Here is an 18,589-nt window from a genome sequence, read left to right on the forward strand (position 1 = left end):
TCATTTCTAATTTATTTGCAATAACACTGGAGAAGGTTATGGATTCCTCTCACGCTGCCGTTATTACTGACGAGAAACAACAGAGCGCAGCAATATGGCGTAAAAGTGACACAATGTGGATGTTGGGTTTATATGGCACAGCAATCGGTGCCGGTGTTCTGTTTCTGCCCATCAATGCCGGCATCGGCGGTTTAATTCCCCTTATCGTCATGGCAATACTGGCATTCCCCATGACTTTTTTTGCACATCGCGGTTTGTGCCGCTTTGTGCTATCGGGCAGCAAACCCGGTGCCGATATTACCGACGTTGTCGAAGAGCATTTTGGTGAAGGGGCCGGGAAACTGATCACATTCCTCTATTTTCTGGCCATCTATCCTATCCTGCTGGTATATAGCGTTGCGATTACCAATACCGTTGACAGTTTTATGACCCACCAACTGCATCTGCAATCACCACCGCGCCCCCTGCTGGCGCTCATTCTACTGGTGGGTCTGATGACGATTGTGCGCTTTGGCAAAGAGATGATCGTTAAGACAATGAGCGTGCTGGTGTTTCCATTTGTCGCCATATTGATGCTGCTGGCGCTCTGGCTAATCCCTCACTGGAGCAGTGCCATTTTTGAACATGTGAACGTGAGTGGCAGCGGTAATAACATTATGATGACATTATGGTTAGCTATCCCGGTGATGGTGTTCTCGTTTAACCACTCACCGATTATCTCCGCTTTCGCCGTCGCGAAAAAAGAGGAATATGGCGAAGATGCTGAAAAAAAATGCGCGCGTATTCTTAGCTTCAGTCACCTGATGATGGTCATTACCGTGATGTTTTTTGTGTTTAGCTGCGTACTCAGCTTGTCACCGGAGAACCTGGCAGAGGCCAAAGCGCAAAACATCTCAATTCTGTCATACCTTGCTAACCATTTTAATACGCCGATGATGGCGTGGCTGGCCCCTATCATCGCAATTGTCGCCATCACAAAATCATTCCTCGGCCATTATTTAGGTGCGCGTGAGGGCTTTAACGGGCTGGTGAATAAATCCCTGCGCCAGCGCGGCAAACAGATTAGCGAGCATAAACTTAATCGCTTGACTGCCCTATTTATGCTGGTGACGACATGGATTGTGGCAAGTCTGAATCCAAGTATTCTCGGCATGATCGAAACGTTGGGCGGCCCAATTATCGCCGTGCTGCTGTTCCTGATGCCGATGTATGCCATCCACAAGGTTCCGGCCATGCGCAAATACAGCGGTGCCGCCAGTAATATCTTTGTGGTGGCAGTGGGATTAATCGCCATTTCAGCGATTGTTTTCAACCTGTTGGGCTAAATCAGACACCCGGCTGGCCTGAGTGCCAGCCGTCATTATCGCGGACGTCCCTCGCCTGAGCATTTATGCAAACCACCGAGCAAACAGGGCATCCAACTTCATCATGACAAAATCCCATATGCGATTAAAGAACCCCCCCTCTTTCACTTCATCCAGAACAACCAACGGACGCTGCGCAATTGTTTTTCCATCCAGTTGGAAATCAATCGTACCCACCGCCTGATTTTTTTTCAGCGGTGCAGTCAACTGCGGTGAACTCAGCGTAAAACTGGCCTTCAGTTTTTTCATCTGACCTTTAGGGATAGTGATCGCGGCATCTTCCGCGACGCCGAGATTAACCTGTGAACGTTCACCGAACCAAACCCGCTGCGTTGAAAACGCCGTGTTTGCTTTTATTGGCGTGACGGTTTCATAAAAGCGGAATCCCCATACCAGCAGCTTTTCACTTTCACGAAAACGAATCGCATCGGTCGCAGCGCCCAGCACCACCGAGATTAACCGCATATTGCCTTCGGTAGCCGAAGCAACGAGATTGTTACCCGCTCCCGAGGTATGCCCGGTTTTGATACCGTCGACACTCAGGTTGCTGCTCCACAACAACCGATTGCGGTTTTGCTGACGAATATTATTGAAAGAGAACTCTTTTTCTTTGTGTATCGCATATTCTTCAGGTACATCCCGGATCAATGCTTGTCCAATCAGCGCCATGTCGCGAGCAGTGCTGTATTGTCCCGCGGAATCAAGACCATGTACCGTTTTGAATTGGGTGTTTTTCAGGCCTAATGCCTTAACATAATTGTTCATCAGCCCCACAAACGATTCCTGGCTGCCCGCCACATACTCTGCCAGTGCAATACTGGCATCATTACCTGACTGGATAACTATCCCTTTATTAAGTTCCGATACGGGGATGCGATCGCCAGGTTTCAGGAACATCAGCGAAGAGCCGCGCAGTACCGGATTACCGGTCGCCCAGGCATCCTGCCCTACCGTCACCATGTCGTCCTTAGTAATTTTTCCTGATTTAATTGCCTGGCCAATAACGTAGCTGGCCATCATTTTGGTAAGGCTGGCGGGATCAAGACGAGCATCGGGTTGCGACTCAGCCAGCACTTTTCCGCTAGCATAATCGAGGAGAATCCATGCCTTAGCATCAATTTGCGGCGCAGCGGGCGCCTGTTCCGCTAAGACGGACGAGGTGGCAAACAGAAACAATGTTGTGGTGGCAACTCGTGCCCTGACACCAGCAAAGAAAGAGGTTTTATTCATGACGCGACCAGAGTATCCATTTAAAAGATCAAAGGTTTCATGATGTTATCAGGCATCACTCCACCTGTTACGCTAACCTTTCGGCTCACTTAAAAAAACAGTATGACCGTAAAGTTTTTTAGAGTTTATTAGATAAATCTGTGCTTTGCCGTCGAATAGGTTTTAATTCCATGTTTGCGAAGTTGTCTGCAAAACTGCGTGATATTCTGAATTTTCGTTGAACAGTTAAGCTCGTCACAAAATTCCGCTAATCTACCTTGAGTTGATCTGAGGAGAACGACGATGGATTTAGCCCTTTTCGACCTGGATGAAACCCTGATATGCGAGGACAGTACCGGCCTGTGGCTACGTTGGCTGGTATCTCAAGGCTATGCACCCGTAGAGCTAATTGAGCAGGAGCGCGCCTTGATGGCGCACTATTATCAGGGGTCGCTCTCGATGGAGGAGTATATGAATACGACGCTGGCACCGCTGGCTGGTATGGGCACCCTTACCGTTGCAGGATGGATTCGTCGCTTCGTGCATCGCGATATCATGCCGCGTGTATACCCTGCAGCACGCGAGCGCATTCGCTGGCATCAGCAGCGTGGTGATACCGTGATGGTGATTTCCGCCAGTGGTGAACATCTGGTCGCTCCCATCGCGCAACGACTCGGCGCTCATGGTGCGTTAGCTATCGGCGTCGAGATCGTTGATGACCGGTACAGCGGTAAAACCTACGGCACCATGACGTATAAAGAAGGCAAGGTAACACGGCTTAGCGACTGGAAAATGCTACAAAAAGAGAGTGCTTTTCATCGTACCTGGGCCTACAGCGATTCAATGAATGATCTGCCAATGCTTGAGTATGCCGATCACGCATATGTTATTAATCCGGACGAACGCCTCAACCAAGAGGCACTAAACCGCGGCTGGGAAATATATCGCTGGGTGAAATAGCGATGATTGGGCCGATCGCTATCGGCCCTGACGTTATTTTAACCCCACCTTGAGCAGCTTACCGTCCCGCTCATCCGTAAGGACATACAAATAACCATCCGGTCCAACGCGTACATCGCGGATACGCTCATTACGACCGTTTAGTAGCCGTTCTTGTCCTGTTACTTTATCGCCATTTAACGTGAGTCGGATCAGGTTTTTCTCTTTCAGCGCACCGATAAAGAGCGAGTTTTTCCACATCGGGAACTTCGCACTATTATAAAACGCCATACCGCTAAGCGCCGGAGAAACCTCCCAGTAGTAAACAGGTTGTTCGGTGCCCTCAACGTCTCCCCCTTTGGATTCCGGTACTTTTTGACCACTGTAATCAATGCCCCAGGTTGCCAACGGCCAACCGTAATTTTTGCCCTTCTGCGGAATATTGACTTCATCACCACCGCGCGGCCCGTGCTCATTTTCCCACATTTCCTGGGTCCATGGATTCAGTGCCAATCCCTGCGGGTTACGTAGTCCGTAGGACCAGATTTCCGGACGGGCATTTGTTTTACCGACAAACGGATTATCTTTTGGCACTTCGCCATCGGCAGTCAGCCGTACCAGTTTGCCCTGTAACTTGCTGAGGTCCTGGGCCGATGCACTCTCAAAATGGTCGCCCAGGGTGATAAATAGATAGCCATCACGATCAAATGCCAGCCGACTACCGACGTTTGTCCCGGACAATAATGTCTGCTCTTGGCGGAAGACAACTTTAAAATGAGAGAGCTGCTTATTGTCATCGCCTAATACACCGTAGCCGACTGCAATTCCCCCCCGTCCCTCGCTTTCCACTGCGGTATAACTCAGCCACACACGGCGGCTTTGCGCGAAGTCAGGGGCTAGCACCACATCCAACAACCCCCCCTGGCTACGTGCCCATACTTCAGGTACGCCCGAAATGGGCGCAGACAAGCCATTCTGAGGACTCCACAGCCGAAGCTGCCCTGCGCGTTCGGTGATTAACATACTTTGGTTATCCGGCAGGAATGCCAACGACCAGGGGTGATTCAACTTATCCTGCAACTGCTCCACGGTAACATCGGCCGCCATTAGCGGAGCGGAGAAAAGTAATACGGTACTGACGGTAAGCGTCGATAACAGGCGTCGCATGAGATCCTCCTCTCAAAGTGAATCTACTAAATTTAGCGGGCAGTCAGGCACTCAGGTTTATATTTACAAAACCTTAATAATCATCGCGACTCCCTCTTTAAGCGCCCGGGTCCAGTCGCGACGGTCACGTTACTGAGTTGCAATAACATGAACCCGAGCATCGGCTATTACATTAATCAGACTTTTCAAATCATCAGCATTAACAGGTCCAGCACTGTCCGGCGCACGTTTAATTCTCGCCTATGCGCACCGCGTCAACCAAAATAATGCGTTAAGAAAGAAATTCCGTAACCGGTTGAAGCTGCGAGACTCTCCTCTGCAGGACCCATAAGGCAGTAAAGTAAGGAAGGATAGCTATACAATTTCCCTCCGGACATCTGTAGAATCACTGCCCTATAAACCATAAACATGATGAATTTTTAAACCCTATGAGCAATGTTAACTCTCAGGCACCGCGCGTTGGATTTGTGTCTTTAGGCTGCCCGAAAAACCTTGTTGACTCTGAACGCATTCTGACCGAACTGCGAACGGAAGGTTACGAAGTCGTACCGCGCTATGACGATGCCGAGATCGTGATCGTCAATACCTGCGGTTTTATTGACAGTGCCGTACAGGAATCGCTGGAGGCAATCGGCGAAGCCTTGAATGAGAATGGTAAGGTGATTGTCACCGGATGCCTCGGTGCGAAAGAGAACCAGATCCGTGAAGTGCATCCGAAGGTACTGGAGATCACGGGCCCGCATAGCTACGAACAGGTGCTATCACACGTCCATCAGTATGTCCCTAAGCCACAGCATAATCCGTTCCTGAGCCTGGTGCCGGAACAGGGCGTGAAGCTCACGCCGAAACATTATGCCTATCTGAAAATTTCCGAAGGCTGTAACCATCGCTGCACCTTCTGCATCATTCCGTCTATGCGCGGTGATCTTGATAGCCGCCCTATCGGTTCTGTGTTAGATGAGGCGAAACGCCTGGTTGAAGCCGGTGTGAAAGAGCTGCTGGTGATCTCCCAGGATACCTCTGCTTACGGCGTTGATGTCAAACATCGCACCGGTTTCTGGAATGGCTCCCCGGTTAAGACCAGCATGGTCAGCCTGTGCGAGCAGTTGGCCAGACTGGGTGTCTGGGTTCGCCTGCATTACGTTTACCCCTATCCGCACGTCGATGATGTTATTCCGTTAATGGCCGAAGGCAAAATTCTGCCTTATTTAGATATCCCATTGCAACACGCCAGCCCCCGCATTCTGAAGCTGATGAAGCGCCCGGGTGCTGTTGAACGCACGCTGGAACGCATCAAGCGCTGGCGCGAAATCTGTCCGGATCTCACGTTGCGCTCAACATTCATCGTCGGTTTTCCTGGTGAAACGGAAGATGATTTCCAGATGCTGCTCGACTTCCTGAAGGAAGCAAGACTGGATCGCGTCGGCTGCTTCAAATACAGCCCGGTCGAGGGTGCCACCGCGAATCAATTGCCGGATCAGGTATCGGAAGAGATCAAAGAACAACGTTACGACCGCTTTATGCAACTGCAGCAGGCAATCTCGGCAGAACGTTTGCAAGAAAAAGTGGGACGCGAAATTCTGGTACTGATTGACGAAGTGGATGAGGAAGGCGCGATTGGCCGTAGTATGGCCGATGCGCCGGAAATCGACGGTGCGGTTTATCTCAACGGTGAGAAAAAAGTTAAGGTCGGCGATGTCGTGCGCGTAAAAGTGGAAAACGCGGATGAATACGATCTTTGGGGTAGCGCAATCTAATCGCGGCAGGGCCTGGTCCACGACCCGGCCCTGTATTATTTTCAGGTTTTCAGCTTCGGATCTAACGCATCACGTAAACCATCGCCCAACAGATTAAAGGCCAGCACGGTAAGAAAAATTGCCAGGCTCGGAAATATCGCTACATGCGGTGCAATAACCATATCGGCCCTCGCCTCGTTAAGCATCGCGCCCCACTCTGGCGTCGGTGGCTGTGCGCCTAACCCAAGGAACGAAAGGCTGGCAGCAGTGATAATCGAGGTGCCAATGCGCATCGTAAAATACACCACGATCGATGACACCGTGCCGGGAAAAATATGGCGCGTGATAATCGTAAAATCCGATGCGCCAATACTTCGTGCCGATTCGATATAGGTTTGATGCTTCAGCACCAGCGTATTGCCGCGAACCAATCGGGCAAAGGCTGGAATACTGAATATGGCTACAGCAACGATCACATTGGTCATACCGCTGCCCATAATAGCGACGATGGCGATGGCCAACAATATCCCCGGAAAAGCAAACAACACGTCGCAGATACGCATAATAACGCGATCCCACCAGCCTTCGTAGTACCCCGCAAGCAGACCAAGTGCTGTGCCAATCGCGGCACCGATTGCTACAGAAAAGAAACCGGCAATCAACGAAATACGCGTACCAACCAATACCCTGCTGAAAATATCACGCCCCAGCGAATCCACACCCAGCCAGTGCATTATCGATGGCCCTTCGTTGAGCCGGTCATAATCAAAGTAGTTTTCTGCGTCAAATGGGGCTATTGCCGGGGCAACCACGGCCAGCAACAGCAGTACAAGCACAAATAACCCGGCTATCATTGCCACATGCTGCCGGCGAAAACGCCGCCAGAATTCCCGCCACGGCGTACGTACGCGATTTTCTTTTACCGTTGGCATCGCGTTAAGTGCCGCTTCACGTCGCCAGTTTTTCATTGCGACTCCTTATTTGTAACGAATAGCGGGATTGATCGCCGCATAAAGCATATCGACAATCAGGTTGATCAAAATAAACTCCAGTGAAAACAGTAATACCTCCGCCTGAATCACCGGGTAATCACGCATTTCGACCGAGTCAACCAATAGCCGCCCCAGTCCGGGCCAGTTAAATACCACTTCAACAACAATAGAACCACCGAGTAAAAAACCAAACTGCAGTCCCATCATGGTAATAACGGGTATCATGGCATTACGTAATCCATGTTTTACCACCACCAGCGACTCGCGCACGCCTTTCGCGCGCGCGGTGCGCATGTAATCTTCTTGCATCACCTCAACAAAAGAAGCACGGGTAAAACGTGCCATCACCGCAGCCACAGCAGCGCCCAGCGTGACGGAAGGTAAAATATAGTGCCGCCAGCTATCGGCTCCCACGGTGGGCAACCAACCAAGCTCCACGGAGAAGACCTGCATCAGTAACATACCCAGCGCAAAGGCCGGGAAAGAGATACCGGATACGGCCAGCGTCATACCCAACCGATCGGGCCAACGATTGCGCCAGACGGCAGAGACGATCCCAATCGCCATACCAAAAATAACAGCCCATACCATGCTGCTTAGCGTCAGCCATAGCGTTGGCATAAAGCGTGAGGCAATCTCTTGCGAGACCGGACGTCTTGAAACCAGCGACTGACCGAAATCCCCCTGAAGGGCATTCAGCATAAAATGCCAGAACTGTTGTGGCAACGGCTGATCCAGCCCTAACTCCTGACGTACCATTGCCACTGTTGACGCATCCGCGTCCTGTCCGGCAATCAGGCGTGCCGGATCGCCAGGCAACAAGTGAACAAACAGGAACACCAACACCGCCACGATCAGCAGCGTGGGAATCAGCCCCAGTAAGCGTTTAATAAAATAATTAAGCATGCATCATCCTGCGCGTAGCAACACCAGCCCGCAACGGGCTGGCGTCGTTCAGCCTTACTTCAGATCGGCATCATCGAAGCTGAAGGAGGTATCAGGCATCACATAGAAACCGGTCAGCGATTTCGTGTTTGCTGAAACCAGTTGCTCGATGACCAGAGGTGCCCACGGCCGATCGTTCCAGATTCGATCCTGTGCATCCTTATACAGCTGCGCCTTCTGTGCGCGATCGGTAGTTTTTAGTGCATCGGCAAGATCTTTATCCACCTGTGGATTACTGTAAAACGCGGTGTTAAAGATCGTTGGCGGCCAGGAGGTCGTAGCAAACAGCGGCGTCAGCGCCCAGTCAGCTTCGCCGGTGGAGGCTGACCAACCGGTATAGAACATACGTACGCCACTCTCTTTCTGACCTTTGCTCTCTACCTGGGCCGCTCTCTGGCCAGCATCCATCGCGGTGACCGTCACTTTGATGCCCACCTGCGCCAACTGCTGCTGGGTGAACTGCAACACTTTCTGCGCGGTGCTATGATTATGTGAAGACCATAATGTCGTACTGAAGCCATTAGGGAACCCCGCCTCTTTCAGCAACTCACGCGCTTTGGCAGGATCGTAGGCGATAGCCGGATAGGTTTGGGCGAAATCAATGGCCGGCGGCACAATACCGGTTGCCGGGGTGGCATAACCAGAGAATGCGACTTTTGCCAACGCCTGACGGTTAATCGCGTAGTTAATCGCTTCGCGTACTTTCGGGTTATCAAACGGCTTTTGCGTCACGTTAAAGCTAATGTAACGCTGCATAATCGAAGGCGACGTCACCAGATCAAGCTTGCTGTTACCGGCCAGCACTTTCGCCTGCTCGAACGGTACCGGGAAGGCGAAGTTGGCTTCTCCAGTTTGCAGCATTGCCGCACGAGTATTGTTATCTACGACCGGACGCCAGGTAATCGTATCCAGCTTCGGATAGCCTTTTTTCCAGTATCTTGCCCACTTTTTCACCTTCACGAAATCAGTCTGATTCCAGGTGACGAACTCATACGGCCCGGTGCCTACCGGGTGGAAGCCAATATCTTTACCATATTGTTTCAGTGCCGCAGGGGAAATCATTGCCGCTGCAGGATTGGCGAGATTGTTAATTAGCGCCGAGAAGGGCTGTTTTAACGTGATTTTTACCGTTAAAGGATCAACTACTTCGGTAGCCGCGATAGATTTAAACAGCGTATAGCGTTTCAGATGGCTATCCGGATTACTGGCGCGATCGAGGTTCACCTTCACCGCCTCAGCATTAAAATCACTATCATCCTGAAACTTCACGCCCTGACGCAGTTTAATCGTGTAGGTCAGTCCGTCAGCACTGATCTGATAGCTCTCTGCCAGTACATTAGTCAACTTCATCTCTTTATCGAAGCCAAATAGCCCCTGATAAAAGGATTTTGCTACCGCCTGCGACAGGGTGTCGTTAGCATCATAAGGGTCCAGCGTGGTGAAGTTAGATGCAACAGCAATCACAGCATCTTTCGCCGCCCAAGCCGGTACCGCAGCGAAGCTACCCAGTAAACCGGCCGTAACCAGCCACTTACGTGTTTGTGTAATCGTCATGCTACGTTACCTTTGTTATACGAAAAAATGGGTTAAGCCCCGCTAATTGCATGTCGCGCAACATAGTGTCCGGCACTGACCTCAACCAGCGGTGCCACTTCCGGCTCATCGCCCAACGCGCGAATGGGACTGGGAATTTCATCCACCAGCAGCGCGCGTTCGCGACGTCGATGTTGCGGGTCCGCTACCGGCACCGCCGACATCAATTTACGGGTATAAGGATGCTGCGGATGCTCAAATACCGACTGTCGCGGACCAATTTCCACAATTTGGCCAAGGTACATTACAGCAACCCGATGGCTGATACGCTCCACCACCGCCATATCATGGGAAATAAACAGAAAGGCGATGCCAAATTCACGCTGCAAATCCAGCATCAGATTCACAATTTGCGCCTGGATAGAAACATCCAGCGCTGACACAGACTCATCGGCAATTACCACTTTCGGATTCAGCGCCAGCGCGCGCGCGATACAGATACGTTGACGTTGGCCACCTGAGAACTCATGTGGATAGCGCTGCGCATGCTCCGGCAACAATCCCACCCGCTCCAGCAACCAGGCGACACGCGCCTCGGCCTCACGGCCTTTCATCACACCATGCACCAGCAGGGGTTCCATAATGGAGAATCCCACGGTCAGTCGAGGGTCGAGCGATGCATAGGGGTCCTGGAAAATAAACTGAATATCGCGACGCAGATGCGATAACTCGCTATTTTTCAGCCGATCAATACGCTGACCATTAAAGGTGATGCTGCCCCCCTGCGTTTCAACCAGCCGCAACAGCGAACGCCCGGTTGTGGACTTTCCACAGCCTGACTCCCCCACCAGCGCCAGTGTTTCACCGGGATAGAGATCGAAGCTCACTTTCTCCACCGCATGTACCCGGCGTGTGACCCGATTAAAGATGCCGCTGCGTACGTCAAAACGGGTGACCAAATCGCGCACTTGAAGGATCGGTGCAGCTCCCGCTTGCACCGTATTTTGAGGTTTTGCCTCTTCCGGCGCCGCATTAGCCCTTAATAACGGGAATTTTGCGGGTAAGTGCTGTCCGCTCATTGAGCCCAGTTTAGGCACCGCAGCGAGCAGAGCACGGGTATATTCCTGCTGCGGATGGCTGAAGAGGGTTTCTACCGGCGCAGTTTCCACCACTTCACCCCGATACATTACCTGCACGCGATCCGCCATCTCTGCCACCACTCCCATATCATGGGTGATGAAGATGACGGCCATCTCCATCTCTTTCTGCAGTACACGGATCAGTTGCAAGATCTGCGCCTGAATCGTCACGTCCAGCGCGGTCGTAGGCTCATCGGCAATTAATAGCGCAGGGCGACAGGATAATGCCATGGCGATCATCACACGCTGCCGCATTCCCCCCGAAAGTTGATGTGGGTAACGCCCCAGCACATTCTGCGCTTCGGGGATACGCACTAAATCTAACATCCGCCGCGCCTCGGTTAAGGCCTCGCGATGATCCTTGTGTTGATGCTGGCGGATAGACTCAGCTATCTGTTCACCCACGGTAAACACCGGATTAAGTGAAGTCATTGGTTCCTGAAAAATCATCGCCATATCGGCACCACGGATGCCCCGCATCTGCGACTGTCGCAGCGTCGCCAGATCAAGCGGCGTACCATTACGCCGACGCAGCCAAATCTCACCGCTATCAATTGTGCCGCCGCCCTGCTCAATTAATCGCATCAGTGCGAGCGAGGTGACTGATTTACCCGAACCAGACTCCCCCACAATCGCCAGCGTTTCACCACGCTGCACGTCAAGCGATAGCTGGCGGACTGCGTGGGTCGTCGCGCCGTCATGTGTAAAGCTCACACTAAGATTACGTACCGCCAGAACCTGCTGTTCAGGCAACAACAGCCCGACACTCCGGGAGTCACTCATGTTGCCTCCTTATATGTCGCGATAGATGCCGACAACGGCATCGTCACCAACGTAACCATAACCACGGTACATCCCCTCGCTGTTGAACGGTAAAGCGACGTTACCCTCGCGATCGACGGCGATAATGCCACCACTCCCGCCTAAGGCCGGGATTTTGTTCAACACCACACGATCGCAGGCCTCTTTAAGCGACAGCCCTGCGTACTCAATCAAAGCCGCAATATCATAGGCCGCCAGTGTGCGCATAAACACTTCACCCGTGCCGGTGCAAGAGACAGCAACATTGGCATTATTGGCATAGCATCCCGCACCGGGTAGTGGCGAATCTCCCACGCGTCCGGCCTGCTTGTTGGTCATCCCACCGGTTGACGTGGCGGCCGCCAGGTTGCCCAGTAAATCGCAAGCGACAGCACCAACGGTGCCTAATTTACTATCAGGATCGATGGGCTCACGGGGCTTAGCCTGTGGATCATCATGATCCAGTACGGTCTGCTGCGTCTGCAATGCTCTCTGTAACTGCTGCCAGCGCGCAGGCGTTGAGAAAAAATCTGCCCTGACTTGTTCCGCCCCCTGCTGGATAGCAAAGGCTTCCGCCCCTTCACCAATCAGCATCACGTGTGGGCTGTTTTCCAGTACTGCGCGCGCCGCAAGAATAGGATTACGAATACGGGAAACACCCGCGACAGCCCCCGCATCGAGCGAACGGCCATCCATCACACAGGCATCCAGTTCATGGGTGCCCTGATGGGTAAAAACCGCACCTTTTCCCGCATTAAATAGTGGGCATTCTTCGAGCTGACGTACGGCTTCTGTTACCGCATCCAACGCGCTACCGCCAGCAGCAAGAATAGCCTGCCCGCTGGCAACGATGCCTGAAAGTGCCTGAATGTACTGCTGTTCTGACTCAGCACTCATCGCCGCACGCGTAATCGCGCCTGCTCCGCCGTGAATGGCGATCACTGCTCTCCCCATAACTCGCCTGCCCTGTGCATTAAATCAGCATGAAAAACACTGAGTTAGCTTACGTTTATTAAATTTTCAGCGATTTTGACTATAGGTAGCCTGTAAAGCAATGTAAAGCGGAATGTTAACAGTCGGGTTATAACTATCTGTTGTATCTAATATCCTAAATATATTAGACAAAAAGCAGCGACCGAACTGGCGTGTTTCGGAAACTCACTAAGCCAGTAAAACGATACCCCGAAACCCACCATAGCGGGACGTTTCTCTCGATATCGCCAACGCAGGTGACCGTACCGAAAAATCACGCCATAATAAGCCCATCTGAATCTAGCGCAGGCTACGTTTTGCCAGTTAAGGAGACACTATGGAAAGGTTTACCGCAGGGCTAATTTCTCTCGAAGAGGCACAAAGCAAGATGCTGGCGGAGATTGCACCGATTCACGATAGCGAAATGCTCGCCATCACCTCCGCTGCTGGCCGGATAACCGCCGAGGCGGTTATCTCACCGATTAGCGTTCCCCCTTTCGCCAATTCCGCCATGGATGGATATGCAGTACGCAGTGCTGATCTCGCTGCGGCTCGCTTACTGTCCGTCGCAGGCAAAGCCTTTGCCGGCACCCCTTTTGTCGACGCGTGGCCAGCCGGTAGCTGTATTCGTATTATGACCGGTGCTGCCATTCCCCCGGGAGCAGATGCGGTGGTGATGCAGGAAGAAACCGAAACACAGGGCGAGTGCATTCGTCTCACCGCAACGGTAAAAACCGGACAAAACATTCGGCTGGCGGGGGAAGATATCCAGCAAGGTGCCGTCGTGCTGGCAGCCGGAACCCGGCTAGGAGCGGCAGAATTACCGCTGCTGGCTTCCCTTGGAATTAGTCACGTCAAGGTATTGCGCAAGCTACGCGTCGCGGTGTTCTCCACCGGAGATGAATTGCAACCCGTTGGGCAACCGTTGGCTGCGGGACAAATTTACGATACCAATCGTTTTGCGGTTAGCCTAATGCTTAACTCACTGGGCTGCGACGTGATCGATCTCGGGATCATCAAAGACGATCCTGATGCGCTACGTAACGCTTTCGCTCAGGCCGATGACGCTGCCGATGTGGTCATCAGCAGCGGTGGCGTCTCCGTCGGAGAGGCGGATTACACGAAAGCGATGCTGGAAGAGCTTGGCCAAATCAGCTTCTGGAAATTAGCCATGAAGCCCGGCAAACCTTTCGCCTTTGGCCGTCTGCAAACAAGTTGGTTTTGCGGCTTACCCGGTAACCCCGTCTCGGCTGCGGTCACTTTTTATCAGTTAGTGCAGCCACTGCTGGCGAAATTAACCGGCCAGCAGACGCCCGCACTGCCCGCTCGTCTGCGTGCACGGGCCGCTGGCTTGCTAAAAAAAGCGCCGGGGCGCCTCGATTTCCAGCGAGGACTCTTCAGCCGCGATGCCGAAGGGGAATTGACGGTACGCAATACCGGGCATCAGGGTTCTCACATTTTTAGTTCCTTTAGCCAGGCAAACTGTTTTATCGTGCTGGAACGCGAGCGTGGCACAGTGCAGCCCGGTGAATGGGTTGAAATAGAGCCGTTTAACGCACTGCTGGGAGGCCAGGGTGTTGCCTGAACTCACCGACAGCGAAATATTACGCTATAACCGCCAAATCGTATTACGAGGGTTTGATTTTGACGGGCAGGAAACGCTAAAGGCTGCACGCGTACTAATCGTTGGCTTGGGGGGGCTGGGCTGTGCGGCAAGCCAGTATTTAGCGGCTGCCGGCGTTGGCAAGCTTACGCTGCTCGATTTTGACACGGTATCGCACTCTAATCTTCAGCGCCAGATTCTGCATACCGATGCGCAAATTGGTATCGCGAAAGTCGATTCAGCTCAGCAACGGTTGGCGGCGATTAACCCACTGATCGTTATCAATGCCGTCAATGCTCAGCTCGATGATGACGGCCTGCAACAGCACATAGCCGACTGTGACCTGGTACTCGACTGTACCGATAACGTTGCGACGCGCGAGCAGCTAAACCGTCTGTGCTTTGCCAATAAAGTGCCGCTGGTTTCCGGCGCGGCAATCCGTATGGAGGGACAGATTAGCGTCTTCACCTGGCAGGAAAACGCCCCCTGCTATCGCTGTATCAGCCGCCTGTTCGGTGCCAGCACGCTGACCTGCGTCGAGGCGGGGGTCATGGCACCGCTGGTCGGCATAATCGGCTCTCTACAAGCCATGGAAGCGATTCGCCTGCTGGCACATTATGGTCATTCCGTTGCTGGTAAGCTGCTGTTGTATGATGCGATGACGCTACAATTTCGTGAAATGAAGATAATGAAAGATCCCGCCTGCGAAGTGTGCGGCCATCCTCATGATTAATCGTTGTAGCGGGTATCTCGCCGCCCGCTACCTCATTTCCGTTCAGGCGCTTTTCTGTTTCAGTTGGTAACCCCCGCTGGCCAGCGGTTTTAGCATGGGTAAGCACGAAAGCAGCCGACGGGTATACTCATGCTGTGGCTGGTCCAGCACCTCGTCACTCCAGCCACTTTCTACTAAAACCCCCTTTTCCATCACCATAATGCGGTCGGCAACCTGCTCGACAGCGCCAAGATCGTGGGTAATAAACAGACAGGCAAAACCATAACGTTGCTGCAATGTTCGCAGCAGGACAATAATCTGCTTTTGCACCGTCATATCGAGCGCGGAAGTGGGCTCATCGGCAATGATAAAGGCTGGTCGCCGGATAATGGCCCGTGCAATCGCCACACGCTGACGCTGCCCACCGGAAAGCTGATGCGGGTAACGGGCCAGGAACATACCATCAAGGCCGACCTCCTCGAGAACCTCTTTAATTCGCTGCTGCCGTGCACGCTTATTTAGCTCAGGCAGCAGCAGCAGCGGCTCCTCCAATACCTGGGCTATTTTCATGCGTGGATTAAGCGATGAATAGGGATCCTGCTGGATCATCTGGCATGCCATACGCCATGCATGCCGCTGTGCTTTACTTGCATTTTCCAGTGGTTGCCCCATAAATGCCAGCGATCCGCCGCTGGCGTTCAGCATGCCGGCGATCAGTTTCCCCACGGTAGTTTTGCCTGAACCACTGGCTCCAACCAGCGCCACCGTTTCCCCGGTCCGCACGGTAAAACTCACGCCATTGACGGCGCGGGTGGCCGTGCTGGATTTAAACCAGGCTTTACGGCCCGGGTACTCAATCACAATATCTTTCATTGCAATAACCGGTTTAGCCGCGAAAAGCGCATGGCGGTCAGGAGGCGCTTTTCGCACGGGTAATGCATCCAGCAGCCGACGCGTATAGCCATGCTGTGGATTGGCGAGCAAAGCATGACTCTCGTTTTGTTCCACCAGTTCCCCCTGCTCCATCACCATAATGCGCGACGCATAATTAGCCACCATCGACAGATCGTGGCTGATCAAAATCACAGCGCTACCCTTTTCAGCCGTCAACGCCAGCATCAGTTCCATCACCTCATGCTGCACCAGTACATCCAGCGCAGTGGTCGGCTCATCCGCAATAATTAATTTCGGCTCTAACAACATCACCGAAGCAATCATCACCCGCTGGCGCATGCCACCGGAGAACTCGTGCGGGAAGCGTGACAGCAGCGATTCGGCGTCAGCTAATCCTACCCGCTCCAGCATCGCAATAATTTTCGCCTTGCGCTGTTGGGCAGTTAAAGACGTATGCAACGCCAGCCCCTCATCCAGTTGGCGACCAATGCTCATCGCCGGATTAAGTGAGGTCATCGGCTCCTGGAACACCATACCAATCCCCGCACCACGAACCTCGCGCAACTGCTCTACACTCAGATGCTGCATATCATGTCCGTCAAATTGCATCCCGTCGGCACGCCAGCTGATATTTGACGGTAGCAGCCCAATCAGTGAGCGCATAGCCAGCGTTTTACCACTGCCAGACTCGCCAACCACTGCCAGTACCTCGCGTTCAGCCAGTGAAAATGAGATCCCTTTTACTACCGGGCGATCGCTGACGCTGACCTGCAGATTACGCACTTCCAGCAGATTTTTTGCCTGTATATTCATCAATGCATCCTCGGGTCGAGGTAATCACGCAACGCGTCACCCACAAGGTTAACGCCAAGCAGCGCGACAGAAATACAGGCTCCGGGTAATAAGGCCAGATAAGGCGCCTGCGACAGATAGGTACGACTGGCAGCCAGCATATTGCCCCACGTTGGCTCAGGTGGCGGCACGCCGAGTCCCAGGAATGAGAGTGCGCTTTCAGCGATCAACACCCAGCCCAGCATAGAAGTCGCCAACACCGTCAGCGGCGCAATGCAGTTGGGTAATACATGCCGTGTCAGGATAAACAGTTCGCGATGTCCCATTACGCGCGATGCCTCAACAAAATCCGCTTCACGCAGTCCCAGTACCGTACCGCGTACAATGCGTACAACCGAAGGCGTATAGGCCAGCCCAAGCGCAAGAATGATCCCGTAACGGTTATTGCCAAGAATACTGAGTAACCCTAAGGCCAGCAGAATACCAGGGAAGGCCAATAACGTGTCGGTGAGCATCATGATGAGCCGATCCACCACGCCACGTAAATAACCGCTGATCAACCCCAGTAATACCCCAACTGCCAGCGCGAATGCGACGGTGGTAATAGAGATAATTAAACTGGCGCTGGCCCCCAGCAATAAACGGCTGAAGACATCCCGTCCATATTCATCGGTACCTAACCAATTTTGGGCATCCGGGGGATGCAAACGCGCCAGGATATTTATTCGCCCGGGATCAAAAGGTGTCCAGAAGAAACCAATAATGCCCGCGGTAGCAATGATACCGACCAGAAAAATGCCAATAATGGCGTTGGGCGCAAGCGCCATGCGAGGTTTCATGAGGCGACAATCCTCGGATTAAAGAGTGGGTAAAGCGCATCGATCACCAGATTCGTCAGCACATAGATTCCGGCAATAAACAGCATACACCCCTGAATTACCGGATAATCACGTGCATAGATAGAATCAACCAGTAGCCGTCCCAACCCCGGCAGGCTGAACACCGTTTCAGTTACCGCGACCCCACTTAACAAATTACCGAGCGTGATACCGATTAGCGTCCAGGTGGGGCCAAATGCGTTAGGGAAAACATGCCGTGAAAGTACGGTACGTTCACGAAGGCCTTTCGCTCTGGCATGAGAAACATAGTCCAGACGGAGTACTTCCAGCGTACTGGCACGCATCATGCGCACCAGTGCACCAACCTCCACTAAAATCAATGTCAGCACCGGCATCAGTAGATAGAGCAATCCCTGCTGCAGATCGGTGCCGACAGAGACATAACCCACCACCGGTAACCAGCCAAGCTGCAATCCCAGCGTCAGTAGAATCAACAATCCCATCCAGAAACTGGGGATCGACAACAGAAAAGTCGAGAACATGACCAATCCAACATCCAGCTTGCTGTTTTGCTTCCAGGCGGCCAGCATCCCCACCGGTACCGCCAGCAAAGAAGCAACCGCTATCGCCGCCAGCACCACACTTAGCGTGACGCCAAAACGTTGGAAGATCAGCGGTAGCACCTGTTGCCCACTTTGGATGGATTGGCCAAAGTCGCCCTGGATGATATGGCTGAACCAGATGATAAATTGTTCAGGCAGCGTTTTATCCAGCCCCATACTATGGCGCAAATCCGCCAGACTGGATTCGGTTGCGAGATCGCCAAGCATAAGCAGGGCCGGATCGCCCGGAACTAAACGCGTTAACAGAAAAACCAGTACCGTCACCAGAAACAGCGTGGGAATGGCGGCCAGCAGACGTTTTATTAAAAATTGCAACATGGCCACGCTCT

At 52.7% G+C, this 18,589-nt stretch carries 15 protein-coding genes; 5 read left to right on the plus strand and 10 right to left on the minus strand.

The window, feature by feature from the left end; all coding sequences use genetic code 11:
* Positions 1-38: 38 nt before the first annotated feature.
* A complete protein-coding gene (locus J1C60_RS11595) occupies positions 39-1,325 on the plus strand; it encodes an HAAAP family serine/threonine permease (protein ID WP_128177745.1) in 1,287 nt (428 codons plus the stop codon).
* A 63-nt stretch (positions 1,326-1,388) separates the two neighbouring features.
* Here J1C60_RS11595 and J1C60_RS11600 read toward each other — a convergent pair whose 3' ends face one another.
* Positions 1,389-2,594 (minus strand): serine hydrolase, encoded by a 1,206-nt coding sequence (locus tag J1C60_RS11600; protein WP_128177754.1) that lies wholly within the window; start codon positions 2,592-2,594, stop codon positions 1,389-1,391.
* Positions 2,595-2,876: 282 nt separating this feature from the next.
* Between J1C60_RS11600 and J1C60_RS11605 the strand changes: the two genes are divergently transcribed.
* Positions 2,877-3,533, plus strand: coding sequence for an HAD family hydrolase (locus J1C60_RS11605; protein ID WP_128177756.1), 657 nt, complete (start codon positions 2,877-2,879; stop codon positions 3,531-3,533).
* A 33-nt stretch (positions 3,534-3,566) separates the two neighbouring features.
* On the opposite strand, the gene J1C60_RS11610 is transcribed toward J1C60_RS11605, so the two are convergent.
* On the minus strand, positions 3,567-4,679 hold the full coding sequence (locus J1C60_RS11610; protein WP_128177758.1) for a PQQ-dependent sugar dehydrogenase: 1,113 nt from the start codon (positions 4,677-4,679) through the stop codon (positions 3,567-3,569).
* 428 nt (positions 4,680-5,107) lie between these two features.
* Between J1C60_RS11610 and rimO the strand changes: the two genes are divergently transcribed.
* Positions 5,108-6,436 (plus strand): 30S ribosomal protein S12 methylthiotransferase RimO, encoded by a 1,329-nt coding sequence (gene rimO / locus J1C60_RS11615; RefSeq protein ID WP_128177760.1) that lies wholly within the window; start codon positions 5,108-5,110, stop codon positions 6,434-6,436.
* 41 nt (positions 6,437-6,477) lie between these two features.
* On the opposite strand, the gene gsiD is transcribed toward rimO, so the two are convergent.
* The 5 genes from gsiD to J1C60_RS11640 are packed head-to-tail and all read right to left on the minus strand — an operon-like array spanning position 6,478 to position 12,779.
* A complete protein-coding gene (gene gsiD, locus J1C60_RS11620; protein ID WP_128177762.1) occupies positions 6,478-7,383 on the minus strand; it encodes a glutathione ABC transporter permease GsiD in 906 nt (301 codons plus the stop codon).
* Between the two features lie 9 nt (positions 7,384-7,392).
* Entirely contained in the window at positions 7,393-8,313 is a 921-nt protein-coding gene (gsiC, locus tag J1C60_RS11625; RefSeq protein WP_128177764.1) for a glutathione ABC transporter permease GsiC, read from the minus strand.
* Between the two features lie 54 nt (positions 8,314-8,367).
* Positions 8,368-9,906 carry a glutathione ABC transporter substrate-binding protein GsiB gene (gene gsiB / locus J1C60_RS11630; protein ID WP_128177766.1) on the minus strand — a complete coding sequence of 513 codons (1,539 nt, stop codon included), beginning with the start codon at positions 9,904-9,906 and terminating at the stop codon, positions 8,368-8,370.
* Between the two features lie 32 nt (positions 9,907-9,938).
* Positions 9,939-11,807, minus strand: a complete 1,869-nt coding sequence (gene gsiA / locus J1C60_RS11635) for a glutathione ABC transporter ATP-binding protein GsiA (protein WP_128177768.1) — start codon at positions 11,805-11,807, stop codon at positions 9,939-9,941.
* Between the two features lie 9 nt (positions 11,808-11,816).
* On the minus strand, positions 11,817-12,779 hold the full coding sequence (locus tag J1C60_RS11640; RefSeq protein WP_128177770.1) for an isoaspartyl peptidase/L-asparaginase: 963 nt from the start codon (positions 12,777-12,779) through the stop codon (positions 11,817-11,819).
* A gap of 355 nt (positions 12,780-13,134) precedes the next feature.
* Between J1C60_RS11640 and moeA the strand changes: the two genes are divergently transcribed.
* On the plus strand, positions 13,135-14,382 hold the full coding sequence (gene moeA / locus J1C60_RS11645; RefSeq protein ID WP_128177772.1) for a molybdopterin molybdotransferase MoeA: 1,248 nt from the start codon (positions 13,135-13,137) through the stop codon (positions 14,380-14,382).
* Positions 14,372-15,133, plus strand: a complete 762-nt coding sequence (moeB, locus tag J1C60_RS11650) for a molybdopterin-synthase adenylyltransferase MoeB (RefSeq protein ID WP_128177773.1) — start codon at positions 14,372-14,374, stop codon at positions 15,131-15,133. Before moeA ends, moeB begins: the two co-directional genes overlap by 11 nt.
* Positions 15,134-15,175: 42 nt before the next feature.
* Here the strand turns inward: moeB and J1C60_RS11655 are convergent, their stop codons facing one another.
* From J1C60_RS11655 to J1C60_RS11665, 3 genes are read right to left on the minus strand one after another with little or no spacing between them, the layout of a single operon-like run.
* Positions 15,176-16,819, minus strand: coding sequence for a dipeptide ABC transporter ATP-binding protein (locus J1C60_RS11655; RefSeq protein WP_128177775.1), 1,644 nt, complete (start codon positions 16,817-16,819; stop codon positions 15,176-15,178).
* Positions 16,819-17,637, minus strand: a complete 819-nt coding sequence (locus J1C60_RS11660) for an ABC transporter permease (protein WP_128177777.1) — start codon at positions 17,635-17,637, stop codon at positions 16,819-16,821. The genes J1C60_RS11655 and J1C60_RS11660 overlap by 1 nt, the downstream gene beginning before the upstream one ends.
* Positions 17,634-18,578, minus strand: a complete 945-nt coding sequence (locus J1C60_RS11665) for an ABC transporter permease (protein WP_128177779.1) — start codon at positions 18,576-18,578, stop codon at positions 17,634-17,636. Before J1C60_RS11665 ends, J1C60_RS11660 begins: the two co-directional genes overlap by 4 nt.
* Positions 18,579-18,589 lie beyond the last annotated feature (11 nt).

It is taken from the genome of [Pantoea] beijingensis (assembly GCF_022647505.1).
Taxonomy (GTDB): Bacteria; Pseudomonadota; Gammaproteobacteria; order Enterobacterales; family Enterobacteriaceae; genus Erwinia; species Erwinia beijingensis.

Excerpts from the sequence above, each read along its gene's own strand:
- J1C60_RS11595 (WP_128177745.1), top strand. The coding sequence starts at position 39 with ATGGATTCCTCTCACGCTGCCGTTATTACTGACGAGAAACAACAGAGC.
- J1C60_RS11600 (WP_128177754.1), bottom strand. The coding sequence starts at position 2,594 with ATGAATAAAACCTCTTTCTTTGCTGGTGTCAGGGCACGAGTTGCCACC.
- J1C60_RS11605 (WP_128177756.1), top strand. The coding sequence starts at position 2,877 with ATGGATTTAGCCCTTTTCGACCTGGATGAAACCCTGATATGCGAGGAC.
- J1C60_RS11610 (WP_128177758.1), bottom strand. The coding sequence starts at position 4,679 with ATGCGACGCCTGTTATCGACGCTTACCGTCAGTACCGTATTACTTTTC.
- rimO (WP_128177760.1), top strand. The coding sequence starts at position 5,108 with ATGAGCAATGTTAACTCTCAGGCACCGCGCGTTGGATTTGTGTCTTTA.
- gsiD (WP_128177762.1), bottom strand. The coding sequence starts at position 7,383 with ATGAAAAACTGGCGACGTGAAGCGGCACTTAACGCGATGCCAACGGTA.
- gsiC (WP_128177764.1), bottom strand. The coding sequence starts at position 8,313 with ATGCTTAATTATTTTATTAAACGCTTACTGGGGCTGATTCCCACGCTG.
- gsiB (WP_128177766.1), bottom strand. The coding sequence starts at position 9,906 with ATGACGATTACACAAACACGTAAGTGGCTGGTTACGGCCGGTTTACTG.
- gsiA (WP_128177768.1), bottom strand. The coding sequence starts at position 11,807 with ATGAGTGACTCCCGGAGTGTCGGGCTGTTGTTGCCTGAACAGCAGGTT.
- J1C60_RS11640 (WP_128177770.1), bottom strand. The coding sequence starts at position 12,779 with ATGGGGAGAGCAGTGATCGCCATTCACGGCGGAGCAGGCGCGATTACG.
- moeA (WP_128177772.1), top strand. The coding sequence starts at position 13,135 with ATGGAAAGGTTTACCGCAGGGCTAATTTCTCTCGAAGAGGCACAAAGC.
- J1C60_RS11655 (WP_128177775.1), bottom strand. The coding sequence starts at position 16,819 with ATGAATATACAGGCAAAAAATCTGCTGGAAGTGCGTAATCTGCAGGTC.
- J1C60_RS11660 (WP_128177777.1), bottom strand. The coding sequence starts at position 17,637 with ATGAAACCTCGCATGGCGCTTGCGCCCAACGCCATTATTGGCATTTTT.
- J1C60_RS11665 (WP_128177779.1), bottom strand. The coding sequence starts at position 18,578 with ATGTTGCAATTTTTAATAAAACGTCTGCTGGCCGCCATTCCCACGCTG.